Source organism: Andreprevotia lacus DSM 23236 (assembly GCF_900176275.1).
In the GTDB taxonomy this organism is placed as follows: domain Bacteria; phylum Pseudomonadota; class Gammaproteobacteria; order Burkholderiales; family Chitinibacteraceae; genus Andreprevotia; species Andreprevotia lacus.
Map to the genome: position 1 here is coordinate 1 of NZ_FWXD01000054.1, position 12,120 is coordinate 12,120.

General features: G+C 61.9%; 14 protein-coding genes. 5 read left to right on the forward strand and 9 right to left on the reverse strand.

Going from position 1 to position 12,120, the window contains the following annotated elements; translation table 11 throughout:
- Positions 1-190: 190 nt before the first annotated feature.
- From B9A19_RS21275 to B9A19_RS21315, 9 genes are all read right to left on the reverse strand, one after another.
- Complete coding sequence (locus B9A19_RS21275) at positions 191-697, reverse strand: DUF4274 domain-containing protein (protein ID WP_084093159.1); 507 nt, start codon at positions 695-697, stop codon at positions 191-193.
- A 340-nt stretch (positions 698-1,037) separates the two neighbouring features.
- Positions 1,038-1,388, reverse strand: a complete 351-nt coding sequence (locus tag B9A19_RS21280) for a hypothetical protein (RefSeq protein WP_084093160.1) — start codon at positions 1,386-1,388, stop codon at positions 1,038-1,040.
- A 319-nt stretch (positions 1,389-1,707) separates the two neighbouring features.
- Entirely contained in the window at positions 1,708-3,837 is a 2,130-nt protein-coding gene (locus B9A19_RS21285) for a hypothetical protein (protein ID WP_139799043.1), read from the reverse strand.
- A 519-nt stretch (positions 3,838-4,356) separates the two neighbouring features.
- The gene (locus B9A19_RS21290) at positions 4,357-4,860 is read right to left on the reverse strand and encodes a GNAT family N-acetyltransferase (protein ID WP_084093162.1); all 504 of its coding nucleotides are present in this window, start codon (positions 4,858-4,860) and stop codon (positions 4,357-4,359) included.
- Positions 4,861-4,995: 135 nt separating this feature from the next.
- Positions 4,996-5,568 (reverse strand): hypothetical protein, encoded by a 573-nt coding sequence (locus B9A19_RS21295; RefSeq protein WP_084093163.1) that lies wholly within the window; start codon positions 5,566-5,568, stop codon positions 4,996-4,998.
- 120 nt (positions 5,569-5,688) lie between these two features.
- Positions 5,689-6,381, reverse strand: a complete 693-nt coding sequence (locus B9A19_RS21300; RefSeq protein ID WP_084093164.1) for a hypothetical protein — start codon at positions 6,379-6,381, stop codon at positions 5,689-5,691.
- A gap of 20 nt (positions 6,382-6,401) precedes the next feature.
- On the reverse strand, positions 6,402-6,944 hold the full coding sequence (locus B9A19_RS21305; protein WP_139799044.1) for a hypothetical protein: 543 nt from the start codon (positions 6,942-6,944) through the stop codon (positions 6,402-6,404).
- Between the two features lie 257 nt (positions 6,945-7,201).
- Complete coding sequence (locus tag B9A19_RS21310) at positions 7,202-7,597, reverse strand: hypothetical protein (RefSeq protein ID WP_084093166.1); 396 nt, start codon at positions 7,595-7,597, stop codon at positions 7,202-7,204.
- Positions 7,594-8,319 (reverse strand): XRE family transcriptional regulator, encoded by a 726-nt coding sequence (locus B9A19_RS21315; protein ID WP_084093167.1) that lies wholly within the window; start codon positions 8,317-8,319, stop codon positions 7,594-7,596. The genes B9A19_RS21310 and B9A19_RS21315 overlap by 4 nt, the downstream gene beginning before the upstream one ends.
- 99 nt (positions 8,320-8,418) lie before the next feature.
- Here B9A19_RS21315 and B9A19_RS21320 point away from each other — a divergent pair, with 99 nt between their 5' ends.
- The 5 genes from B9A19_RS21320 to B9A19_RS21335 all read left to right on the forward strand — a co-directional run bounded on the left by B9A19_RS21320 (position 8,419) and on the right by B9A19_RS21335 (position 11,856).
- Entirely contained in the window at positions 8,419-8,688 is a 270-nt protein-coding gene (locus B9A19_RS21320) for a helix-turn-helix domain-containing protein (protein WP_084093168.1), read from the forward strand.
- 175 nt (positions 8,689-8,863) lie between these two features.
- Complete coding sequence (locus B9A19_RS22730; protein WP_176217056.1) at positions 8,864-9,001, forward strand: hypothetical protein; 138 nt, start codon at positions 8,864-8,866, stop codon at positions 8,999-9,001.
- Positions 8,998-9,840: a YdaU family protein gene (locus B9A19_RS22845; protein WP_084093169.1), complete on the forward strand. Its 843-nt coding sequence runs from the start codon at positions 8,998-9,000 to the stop codon at positions 9,838-9,840. Before B9A19_RS22730 ends, B9A19_RS22845 begins: the two co-directional genes overlap by 4 nt.
- On the forward strand, positions 9,837-11,201 hold the full coding sequence (locus B9A19_RS21330) for a replicative DNA helicase (RefSeq protein ID WP_084093170.1): 1,365 nt from the start codon (positions 9,837-9,839) through the stop codon (positions 11,199-11,201). The genes B9A19_RS22845 and B9A19_RS21330 overlap by 4 nt, the downstream gene beginning before the upstream one ends.
- Before the next feature lie 331 nt (positions 11,202-11,532).
- Positions 11,533-11,856 (forward strand): hypothetical protein, encoded by a 324-nt coding sequence (locus B9A19_RS21335; RefSeq protein ID WP_084093171.1) that lies wholly within the window; start codon positions 11,533-11,535, stop codon positions 11,854-11,856.
- Positions 11,857-12,120: the final 264 nt, after the last annotated feature.

The window sequence follows — 12,120 nt, forward strand, 5'->3', positions numbered from 1 at the left end:
AACTACCCCGAACGCAAGCGTGAAATAAGTGTTAACAGGCCCTAGCGCGCCGACACAGCTTGCTCACGCTGCTGGCCGTCGGGCTACTCACCCATACCGAGCTGGCGCAATACGGTGCCGGCTTTGCCACCGGTAGATGCTGCCAGGTGCGAGTGCGGCGAGGCCTGTGTGGCTCGATGCAGGAGGTCGCTTAATCAAGCAACGCAAAAATGCGATGCACTACCGGCAGCGGCAAGCCTTCGTCGTAGTTGCTGTCGTCAAGGTCCACATTGGTCAGGCCATCGGTCGGCAGATACATGATGGCCGGAATCTCGCGCTTGATCGGTCCGTCTGACTCGTAATCATCAGGACGCAGATCGCTATGGCGCGGGCTGAAGAAGATATTGCTGTCGGTATAAAAGCCGCCCATGAAGCGGGCTTGCACGAGCTGGATCAAGTCGTCTGCGGCAAGCTCATCACCTTCAAGTTCTTCCACCGTGCGGCGCGCGTGATAGTCGGCGCCCAGATACCAGAACAATAACAAGGCCGTGCCGCGATCCAGTTTGGGATTGTCGATCAGCAAGCGCAGGCCTTTGTCGTTGTCGTCATAGTTGGAGCGGGCGGCGTATACATGCAGCGCCTCGGGCGTTGCTTGCTGCAGATACTCCCGGACCAGCGCCCAGATTTGTGCGGTGATGATGTCTTCCTGGTCCGACATGGCTAGCTCCTGGGTATTAAAACGTGAGGGCAGATGGAGATTCGGGGTCAGGTCTCAATACTGTTTGGTTAGACGTTTTTTCTTCATATCAAATCAGCCTGCGGCGATGTTTTTGATTGGCCTTTTTGACCTAAACAAACAGCATTGAGACCTGACCCCATATTTCGCGTTTCAATCTTGCCATTGACGGCCCTGGTGGCCGGCTCTACCTGAGTCCGAACAGGTTAGAGCCGCTAAAAAAACCCGGTGTAGCAGTGCTGGCAAGGCACGCAAAACGCAGACAGTACAAAACGTACGGCCAGTGAGCGTAACGCCGCCAGCGGGGTTTGGTTAGCGACTCTCAAGGGGCGGGAGCCAGCGCACGCGGATAGCTGGCGCGATAGTTGGCAATTTGCGCCAGGCTTTTTTGCAGGGCCGGGCTGCTGTCCGTGCTTTGCCAGGCGCGCAATCCGGTTTCATCGCCCTCCAGCAGTGTTTCCAGCAGGTGCGTGGCTTGCTCGGGTTGCTGGCGGCGCAGGGTGTAGAGCAACTTCAGGTGTATGCTGGTTTCTGCTTGCCGGCTGGATTGAGCAAAGGCATCAAGCCTGCCTTGTTGCAGATCGAGGCCATAGTTGCAGCCCAGATAGCCGCCCAGCAGCAGGCCGCCAGCGCCGCAGGATAGCGCCAGGATGATGGCGTGGCTGATTTTCATGCGCGATGCTCCTGTTGCTGGCAAGCTGCCGCATTTCGGTACCGGCACGGGTTAGGGCCTGTTAACACTTATTTCGCGCTTGCGCTGGGCCGCAAAGAGGTCAGCTACAAGGCACGCAACGCAGGCAATAACCGGTTATTGCCAAGGCGCGTAACGCCGTAGATGCCCTCTTTGCGGCCCAGCCCTGCGGGTTCGGGGTATTTCGGGCGGTTCGCTGCGTTGCAAACCGCTTGCGGTACCCGTACCGCGGCGCGCTTCGCGCCTTGCGCTCCATCCCGAACTACCCCGAACGCAAGCGTGAAATAAGTGTTAACAGGCCCTAGAAGATGTAGCGCTCAATGTCGATTGAGATCCCGTTGGGCAGCACCAATACGCCTTCTTTGGCGTTGAAGAAGCGGAGGATGACATTGCCAACATTGGGGTTGGTGACCGCAGGGCTGTAGTAATCGCCAGTCAGTACCTGACCATAGCCGTACTGAACCAGGGCGCCCGAATAGAAATTGGGGCTAGCCATGCTGTTCTGCGTGATGTACCACACGGGCTTGCCATCGGGGTCATACATATAGCTGGCGATAAAGGCCGTATTGCCCTGCACCTCGATAAAGTAGCCCCGGCCACCTTCATTGCGATTCCACCACCAGCCCGTTTGCGGGCTACCGCTGACAGGTGCTTGCGCCAGCCCGTTGCTGACGATGGGAAAGCGCTCGATATTGAACGAAATGGGTCTGAGCCCCTCGATTTCGATTTGCAGCGTCGCCTGTCGCGTATTGATCATCATCAGCGTGACTTTGCCTGTCACATGCGAGTTCGGGCTGCGCCAGGCACCATCGAGCGACTGGCCGTCGGTATAGCTCAGCAGCGTGCCATAGAACGACCCGCTACCGGAGCTGCGACTAAGGCTGGCGGTGTACCAGATTGGCCTGCCGCTATCGTCATACATGAAGCCGGCAAAGAACACCCGATCGAATATTGGATTGCCTGTGTTGTTTATCTCGATCGAGAAGCCGCGCCCACCTTCGTCCGGATTCCACCACCACCCGTTTTCCGGATTGACATCGGGTCGTGTGGAGTTGGAGGGCCACAAGGTATTGGTTGAGTATTGGCGCGCTGAATATTGCCCCGCTGCATTGCGCGCAACCATATACAGATTGATCGGGTTGGCCATTGGCGTATTCGCGATCCAGAACGATGTTGGCGTATTGGCTTTCATGGGGCCGTAGCCACGCAGCTGCGCGGGCGCGCCGCTGGCATCGACGCCGGCGACGACTTGCGTGATGTCTGGCATTGGGGCTTGCTGGGGCAGGATCATCCAGTAACCGGTGGCATCCTGATCGGCAGTGGCGGACATCAGGGCCCTGCCTGAACCCGCCCAGCTGATGTCAGGCACGCTGAGCCCGATTGAGCTTTGGGTGGCACTAGGCGTGCTGAAGCCTGTGCGCGCTGAAAGCATGCCCATTTGCCCATCAGCGTTCCGGGTTGCGACGAAAATCTGGTAGTCGGACAGCGGCAGCAGCTTTTGAATGGCAAAACTGCTGCTGATCCCGGCTTGCAACGAGCCGCTGCCTTTCTGCAATGGGGCTTTGCCGCTACCGTCAACGCCGGCAACAATCTGCTTGTTGGTTGGCGCTACGGCAAAAGGCGAGGCCAGCAGCCAATAGACGGTGGTATTTTGAGACGCCGTGGCGCGCAGCGAGACACTATTGGCCGTTACATCTGCAACGCCAACATTGCTGAGCGCCGGGCCAGCATCAGGCGCCGCAGGATTACTCAGATTGGTGCGCTTGAAGATGCCGGCCAATCCGCAGGAGCTGACCACGTTGTCGGGGCGAAACTGAATCTTGCCCAGTGTTTGCCCACCCCGGTAGCTCAGGCCGCTGCTGTTGAGCACCAGCGTGGCCTGGCCGTTATAGATGGCGCTGCATTGCAGATCTGCCTGAACAATGAGGTCTTGCGCCGTATCGATAAACAGACCGTTATCCAGATAGGCCAGGTTGGCCGTGGTGCTGCCCGCACCCATCTGCACCGGGCCGTAGGCGCCAAGTACAGCGCATTTGCTGCGGTCATCCGTGAAGGTAATGCTGCCATCTTGCGTGCTGGAGAAGACATTCATGGTCAGCGTAGCCGAAGCGCTATTGGCCGCGGTGTAGCAAAACTGGGTCTGCAGCACCACGTTGCTGCCCTCAATGGTGTAGAAATTCTGCCCGTGGCGCGAAACGGCAACGCCATAGGTGACGGCGGAGCAGGCCCAGGGTGACGTCAGCGTCAGCAATGCAGCAAAGAGGATGGCAAAACGGCGGAGCATGATGGTTACCCATGAACACCGGCATGGTGCCGCCGGCGGAAGTTGGCATGCGGCAGATTGTAACATCACCCCCGACACATGCTTACGAACAATGATGAATTTAGTGCTGATTTCGTTTAAGAATGCGCCATTGAGCGCGGCTGGCAAAACCCGCTGAGGCGGGGCTGGCAAGGTACGCGAAACACAGGCAGTACAAGCTGCATGGCCCGTGCAGCTAGGGCCTGTTAACACTTATTTCACGCTTGCGTTCGGGGTAGTTCGGGATGGAGCGCAAGGCGCGAAGCGCGCCGCGGTACGGGTACCGCAAGCGGTTTGCAACGCAGCGAACCGCCCGAAATACCCCGAACCCGCAGGGCTGGGCCGCAAAGAGGCCATCTACGGCGTTACGCGCCTTGGCAATAACCGGTTATTGCCTGCGTTGCGTGCCTTGTAGCTGACCTCTTTGCGGCCCAGCGCAAGCGCGAAATAAGTGTTAACAGGCCCTAATGTCGCCCGCAGGGGGGAGTATCCAGGCTGGCCGGTATTGCTGGTGTTTGGCAGGCGTAGGGGGAACGAACGGCAGGCGTATGGGCGATTGCCGGCGGTATTTTCATGCAACAGGCCGTATTCGTAGAATGGATCTGTCGCAAGGACGTTGTGCCATGATGATTTGACCGTATCGGATAATCATGGACTGTTCATCACCTCGCACACATAACGTATCGATAGCTCGCCATCAATCACGCGCTGCGCCACGGCGCGAAACCCCAGCGACTGCGCCAGCCGCGTGCTGCGCAGATTGGCGCGCAATACATAGGCCGTCAGCGGCCACAGCGCAGCGTGCCGACCGGCATGGCGCATGAGGGCTGCGGCAGCCTCGCGGGCAAAGCCGCGCCCCTGGTAGCCCGGCAATACCGCCCAGCCCATTTGCCACTCGTGCAAGGGGTTGATCAGCAAGGTAATCATGCCGATGGCCTTGCCACCATGCAGCATGGCCACGCTGCCGATGCCCCATGTGGCCCAATGATCGCGGGCATGCGCCACATGCTGCTGTAACTGTTGCAGGGTGGCAGGCTCGGCATGCGGCGGGGCCAGGCTCGGGCTGCACAGGCCCTGCAACTCCGGCAGGTGCGGGTCGGCAAGCGGGACGAGCTGCAGGCGTGACGTGAGGAGCGGGGCGGGTTGCGTCATTCGAGGACGGGGTTATCTGCCCGCTTGGGGGCGGTGCGCAGGGGGCGCTGCCGTCGTGCTGCACGCATGGCGATCAGAATGCTCTGCGTAGCTTTGTGCATGAACCGGGATGGCGCTGGCCGCGAGCGAACTGCACTATGCTTGCCAATCGGTCGCATCGGGGCGGTAGCCCAGCTCGAATACCAGCATTTCACCGCACTCCGTGGTGTAGCTGGCATTAAAAAAGAGCGCGCTGCTGACGTGGTATTCCTTGTCGCCCTCGGTCAGGTGCAAGAACAACATGGGTGGAGCGCTTTGGCTATTGGCAGTCGCATAGAGTAGCAAGACGCTGCCATTGCTTAATGTGAGCGGTGTTTCATCGGCCAGTTCGTAGTCGCCGCCACCGTGATGCTCAAGGGCAAAGCGATGTTGTGTGCCATTGCGCAACTCGGTGACCTGCAGCGTCTTGTAGTAGTCTGCCTTGCGGACAGGAAGCGGCGTGGCGGAGGTAGAGCCGATGCAGTAGGCATAACCGCGTGGCTCCACAGTCACCCAGTTTTCGTTGCCAGGGCCAACGCGCCAGAAATGCGTTGGTACGCCATCGACCTCGAACAGACCTTCATAGCGCAAATCCTCGACGCGGGTTGCGTTTGGATCGGCAGCATCTTCTCCTTGTTCAAGATGCAGGTAATCGACTAATTCCTGTTCAATGCCCGCTGGCAATTGCATCGCTATATCTCCGTCAGAATTAAACCAGATTTTTATTGGGCTGGGTCCAAGCCTTGTTTTTTTGCATGCAACCCGGCCAATGAATAAAAAACAGAAAAATCGACCATGCAGGCAAAGTCGTCAGGACTGATTGTCGTAGTTAAAATCCACGCGATACCGCTCATAGGTTTTGGTGGCGCAAATCGCTTCATTCAAGCGTGCATCAAAAACGTCCGGCCCCGGCAGTACGGTTAGATTGGACAGTGAGCCAATGTAGCCGAGCACGATGGCAGTTGCTGCGGGATTTTCCTGCAGTTTCTCTGTCAGTAGCGCATTCAGGGTGCGCCCCATCGATTTCTTGATGCTGCTGGGGTTCACTACGCCGGGATCGTAGCAATGTGCAAAGATCGGGCTCAGCGCTGCAGCGGGGTTTTCAATCATGAACAGCACATAGCCGCGACTGTTCTGCTGCGGCTGCTCCTTGCTCCAGCCTCCCCAGAATTGGCGGAAACCTTCAATGGGGTCGATACCCGGTACCAGCCCAAGCTGACGCCCGACTTTGGTCAGAATTTGTGGCAGGGTCGCGCCCTCGCCGCCAAAGCCATCCGGCGTATATGCGGTGTAAAAGAATCGGACATCATTGGCCAGCGCCAATAGCGGCACGATGACATGATCGATGACATGGTCGCGGGCAATGCGTTGGCTCTCATGCCCGCGTGCAGCGAGCTCGATATCCGCTACGATTTCGGAGTGGAACTCAGGCAGACCGACGGAGAAATTCCCGGACGGCCGGGCGTTTTCCTGCACGAATTCAAGAAATGGACTGTTGAGCATGCGTTATTCGGCTACCCGCCTCACCGCACCACCCCCAGCGTCAACAGCAGCAGGCTGCCACGCCGGGTGGTGTAGTTGAAGGACAGGCCGACTGCGCCGCGCAGGTATTGGTTGTCGTCGCCGTCGTTGATGCCGATGAACACCAGCGGTGGGCTGCTGTTGGGGTGGGCTTCGGCGTAGATTTCCAGTTGTTCACCGTCTGGCAGGGCCAGTGGCTGGTAGCGGCCGAGCGAGTAGCTGCCGCCGGAGCTGGCAGTCAGCGGGATGGTCAGGTCGACGTCGCCATCGAAGTTGCGCACGTATAGCGTGCTGTAGGCGTCGCTTGCCGGGGCCGGGGTGGGGGAGACGTCGGTGATGTCGATGCTGTAGCAGTCGTCGCCATATGGTGCGACGGTGGCCCAGACGTTGCGCCCCACTTGCCAGTAGTGCGTGGGCACGCCGTCAAGGTCGAATTCGCCCCGGTATGCAACCTGCTCGGGTTGTAGCGAGGCGGGGTCTGCCGGGTCTTCGCCGAATTCCTGTCGTACGTAGTCGACTATTTCCTGGATGATATCGTCGGGCAAGTACATGGCATTCCTTTTGTTTATTGTAAGGTAATGCCGCTCAGCATAGCGGATTCGGGCGTGCGCGACGATCTGGCTGCACGCCAACGGTTTGGCGCCCGAGGCCGTGGTCGGCGCGGCCATGCGCAAGCTGGCGCATCTGATCTTCGGGGTAGTGCGCTCAGGCATGCCGTTCGATGCACAATTGGCGATGCCCAAGCTTGACGTTCAAGACGGTACTGACCCCGTTTGACCCTGCTGCGCTGGGTTGGGCAGCGCTAACCGCCGGTCGCTGCGGCAGTGACTGCTGGCGCAGCACGGCTCAGCACCGACACGCACTCGCAGATGCCCGCCACCAGATATTCTTGCACACCGCTGATCAACGCGAGGTTGCTACCGGGGCGCTGCTGTTCTTCGCTGAGCCAACCCTGCTGGTCAATGCGATACAGCCAGCCGTTCGGCGCTGAGCAGGTTGGCCAATAGGTGAGCAAATGCAGTTCGTCGACAACGCGAAAGGCTTCCACTTCGTCGAATCTCACCAGCCAGTGTGCATGCGTATCGATGTCGTGTACGTGAACGGCAAGCATGCCGCCAGTGGTGTATTCAATGCGGCGGATTTCGGCATGGCGGCAAACCGGCGTGCCGGCCAATGCCGTAGCGCTGAGCGTGCTCACAAATTAAACGCCACACTCACCACCAGCCCAACGATATACACCTCGTCCATCATGTCCGGGGTCAGGCGGAAGTCGTCGTAGTCGGGGTTGTCGGAGCGGACGATGAGGGAGCCGTCCATTTGCTTGATCAGCCGCTTTACATAGCATTCGCCCTGGTAGCACAGCACGTGGATGCGGTTGTTGCTGATGCTGTTCTGCTTGTGCACGGTGATGCTGGCGCCGTCGGGGATGCGTGGCTCCATGCTGTCGCCGCGGGCGACGATGCTGAACAGTTTGTCCTGCTCCAGCCCTTCGCGCTTGGCCCATTCGCTGCGGCAGTAGTTGGGGGTGCCTTTTTCATCGATTTCCAGCACCGGCTCGCCAGGGCCGGCCGAGGCGCGCAGGGTGTAGCGCGGCACTTCAAAGATGTCGTGCTCGATCTGGTCGGGGTTGTCGATGGCGCGCACCGGGCGCAGCGGGGTGTCGATGGCGGGGCCGAGGTTGGCGGCTTGCATCTGGCCACGACCGGCGGCCAGCCAGTCGGGGCTGACGCCCAGCGCGCGGGAGGCCTTGAGCAGGTTTTCGCCTTCCAGGCTGCGGGTGCCGCCGTTGAACCATTTGGCGATGGCGGCGGTGCTGATGCCGACTTGCCGCGCCAGCCAGGCTTGGGTGATGCGCTCGGCGGGGTGGCGGTCCTGGGCGGTGGTGAGGGCCTGGCGCAGGCGTTCGGCAAGGGTGGTCATGGCGGTGGCGAAGGTTGGTTGATGATGTGAACCAAGGTTAACAAACTAATTGCTAACTTTGGATTGCATTTAAAACTAACTTAAGTTAACATTGTAGGCATGAAAACGCTGACTGTACTTCGTTTTTTCGGGGGTGGCCGGGGCGCCAAGGCGCGGATTGCGCGGGCGCTGGGCATTTCGCCGGCGGCGGTGTCCAAATGGCCGGCCGATGGCGAGGTGCCTGCCGGCAGCGCACACCGGCTGTCTTTGTTGTATCCGCAGTTGTATGAACAGGCACGCGCGGCAGCGCCGCCTGCCTTGCCGACGCCGCGCGGGCGGCCGGTTTCCGCGTTGCAGCTTGATTTGCAACTGGAGTTGCTGCGGGGCTGATCGCCCCGTGCCGTTTCGTTTACTTCCCACGAGGATTGTGATGCTATTTCGTTGTGTTCGGGCCGCCGCCTGCCGGCCCCGCTTGATGTGCGCCCATGGTGCTAACCAAGGTAAGTTTAAGGGTGATTGTGGCCCAACCAGAGATGTTAACCAGCCGACGAACGGTAGGCCCGATGTGTGGTTGCCGGGTGGTCTGGTGGCGATTGCGCTGCCCGGCGCGCCGTCGGCCGGGCTGGATGCGGCGGCGTTTCATGCCGCGATGACGCATTTGCTGACGCAACTGGCGCAGCCGCGCGGCCAGGAGCCGGCATGAATTACTACAAGCGCCACATTGGCGATTACCTGAAAGACACGGCGCATTTGTCGCTGCTGGAGCACGGTATCTATATGCGCTTGCTGGATGTGTATTACACCCGCGAGGCGGGCATCCCCGATGGGCAGGCGGCGCGGCTGATCGGCGCGCGCGGCGAGGATGAGCTGGCGGCGCTGCAGGCGGTGCTGGGCGAGTATTTCCGCCTGCACGATGGCGCGTGGCTGCAATCGCGCTGCGAACGCGAGATTCGCGAGGCGAGCGAGAAAGCAGCGCGCAACCGCGAGGTGGGCAAGCTGGGTGGCCGCCCGCGCAAGCAGCCGGGTCTGCCGGATACGCTGGATGGCCTGGGCGACGACGACGGCATGGCATGCCACGATGCGGCGCAAGCCCCACTGCAAACCGGGCTGGAAACCCAGCCACAAACCCAGCTGCAAACCGAAACGGAACCCGGCGCTAACCCAAGCCAACAACCACTAGCCACTAGCCATACAGACACGCCGGCTGGCCGTATGCCGCCGTGCCCGTACGAGGCCATCCGCGCTGCATACAACACCGCCTTGCCCCAGCTGCCGCAAAGCCGCGAGCTGACCGCCACGCGCAAGAAGCACCTGCAGGCGCGCTGGCGTGATCGCTGGCAGGCCGGCAAATACGCCAGCGCCGCGCAGGGCATTGCCTACTGGCAGCGCTTTTTTGCCCGCGTGGCCGACACGCCCTTTTTGCGCGGCGACAGCCCCAACGGCTGGCGGCCAGACTTTGCCTGGTTCTTGCTGCCCGACAATTTCCTCAAGGTGGTGGAGGGCAAGTTCCCCACCACGGCCGAGCTGGAGGGCAGGGCATGAGCGAGCGCCTGTACAACGTGGCGGCCGAGCAAGCGCTGCTGGGTGGCGCGCTGCTGGCGCCCGAGCGGCTGGCCGCGCTGGAGCTGGCGCAGGACGACTTCGCCATCGATACGCACCGGCTGGTGTTTGCCGCGCTCGGCACGCTGCTGCAGCACGGTCTGCCGGTGGATGCCGTCACCGTGGCGCAAGTGCTGGACGAGCGTGGCGAGCTGGCGCGCTGCGGCGGGCTGGCCTATCTGGGCAGCCTGGTGGACGCCACGCCCACCGCTGCCAATATCGGCCGCTATGCCGACATCGTGCGGGAACACGCCCTGGCGCGGCGGCTGGCCAGCGTGGGCGTCGAGCTGCAGGCGCTGGCCGCCAATGCCGACGGCCTGAGCCTGGCCGAGCGCATCGAGCGTGGCATGGCCGCGCTGCACGCCATCACCGGCGAAGTACGCGGCGACGAAGCCCGGCCGGTGGCGCAAGCGCTGGCGCACGCCATGCAGCAGCTCGATCAGCGCCGCCTGCACCCCGGCGCGCGCAGCGGCCTGCCCACCGGGCTGGCGGTGCTGGATGAAGCCCTGCTGGGCTACCAGCGCGGCGAGCTGATCGTGATTGCCGGCCGCCCCAGCATGGGCAAGACCGCGCTGGCCATGCAAGGCGCCGAAGCCGCCGCGCGCGCCGGGCTGCGCGTGCTGGTGTTCTCGCTGGAAATGAGCGAAGCCCAGCTCGGCCTGCGCCTGGCCGCCGGGCGTGCCCGCATCAACCTGCGCAAGCTCTTGGCCGGCGAGCTGGATGCCGACGAAGCGCAGCGCCTGCAGCTTGCCGCCGCCGACGTGGCCGGCTGGCCCATCAGCATCGACGCCAGCGCCGGCCTCAGTGCCGCGCAAGTGCGCGCCCGCGCCCAGCGCCATGCGCTGCGCCACGGTGTGGACCTGATCGTGATCGACCACCTGGGCCTGCTGGCCATGCCCGGCCACGAGCAGCGCGCCCAGGCGCTGGGCCACGCGAGCAAAGCCTTCAAGGCGCTGGCCAAGCAACTGCAGGTGCCGGTGCTGCTGGTCAGCCAGCTGAACCGCGACAGCGCCAAGGGCGGCCAGGTGCGCGCGCCCACGCTGACCGACATCCGCGATTCCGGCTGCGTGGAAGAAGACGCCGACACCGTGCTGCTGTTGCACCGCCCCGGCTATTACGGCAACGACCGCAACCCCGGCGAGGCGGAAATCATCGTCGCCAAACAGCGCATGGGCGAACGCGGCCAGCACCTGCAATGCGGCTGGCGCGGCGAATGGACCCGCTTCACCCTCCAGCCCGACCCGCACTGGCGTCGCCCCACACCGCAGCCGCGCTACAGCGGGCTGGGGGAGGGGGAATTGTGAGGGGGGCAAGCTGTGAGGGGGGCGAGCTGTGAGGGGGCGTGGCCCGAATTGCACCAGAGACCCGTGTGGCGCTCATCAAAATCGCCGCATTTGGGTGAAGAAATAATCGAAAAATGCCGAATGATCTGTCCACCAGCGCGCAGACCGCCATGCATGAAACAGCGCAACAACCGGCCCACCACCGCGCGCGCCGCCAATCCGCAGGTTAGCCGCCTGCACCCCGCAGCAAACAGCAAGCCGCCCGCCGCCCGGGCATGAGCAACGCCCGCTACACCACGCTGGAACCGGCCGCCCACAGCCGCTTCAAGCCCATCCGGACCGGAGAACACGCATGACCGCCACTACCCACAACGCCACCCGCGCGATTGAAGCTGCGCGTGAACCAGCGATCAAACCTGCCGCCACCGCTCAGCCCGCCACACTGAAACCACCACGCGGCAACGGCGCCAGCGCGCAAATCGTCCGCCTGCTTGCCACCGCCCCGCGCCCGCTGTTCTGCGGCGAAATCGTCGCCCAGCTCGACTTCGCCTTCGACAACGCCGAAATCGCCTCGGCACTGGTCAAACTCACCCGCCAGGGCAAGGTGCAATCCAGCCTGCAAGCCCGAACCGGCCCGGGGCCGAAGATGGCCAAGGTGTATGGGGTGGGGGGCTAACAGGCTGGTGAGAAACTCCCCACTTCCTGCGAATTATGTTCTTCCCCTTATTTTTTTCGGCGCCGGAAGCACGCCAAGGCCAATCTTGCCGGGTATTTCACCCCCTCCCTCTGCAACGGCCAACTGGCAGACGGACTGATCCCTATGCCACCGCTGGCCGCATCAGATTCAGCAACCGTGTCAGGTTGTAGGCCGCAAAGGTGAACAAGGCCTGCCCGGAGAGCTTCTCCAGCCCCTTGTGTCGCGTTTTGCGCAAGCCACCCA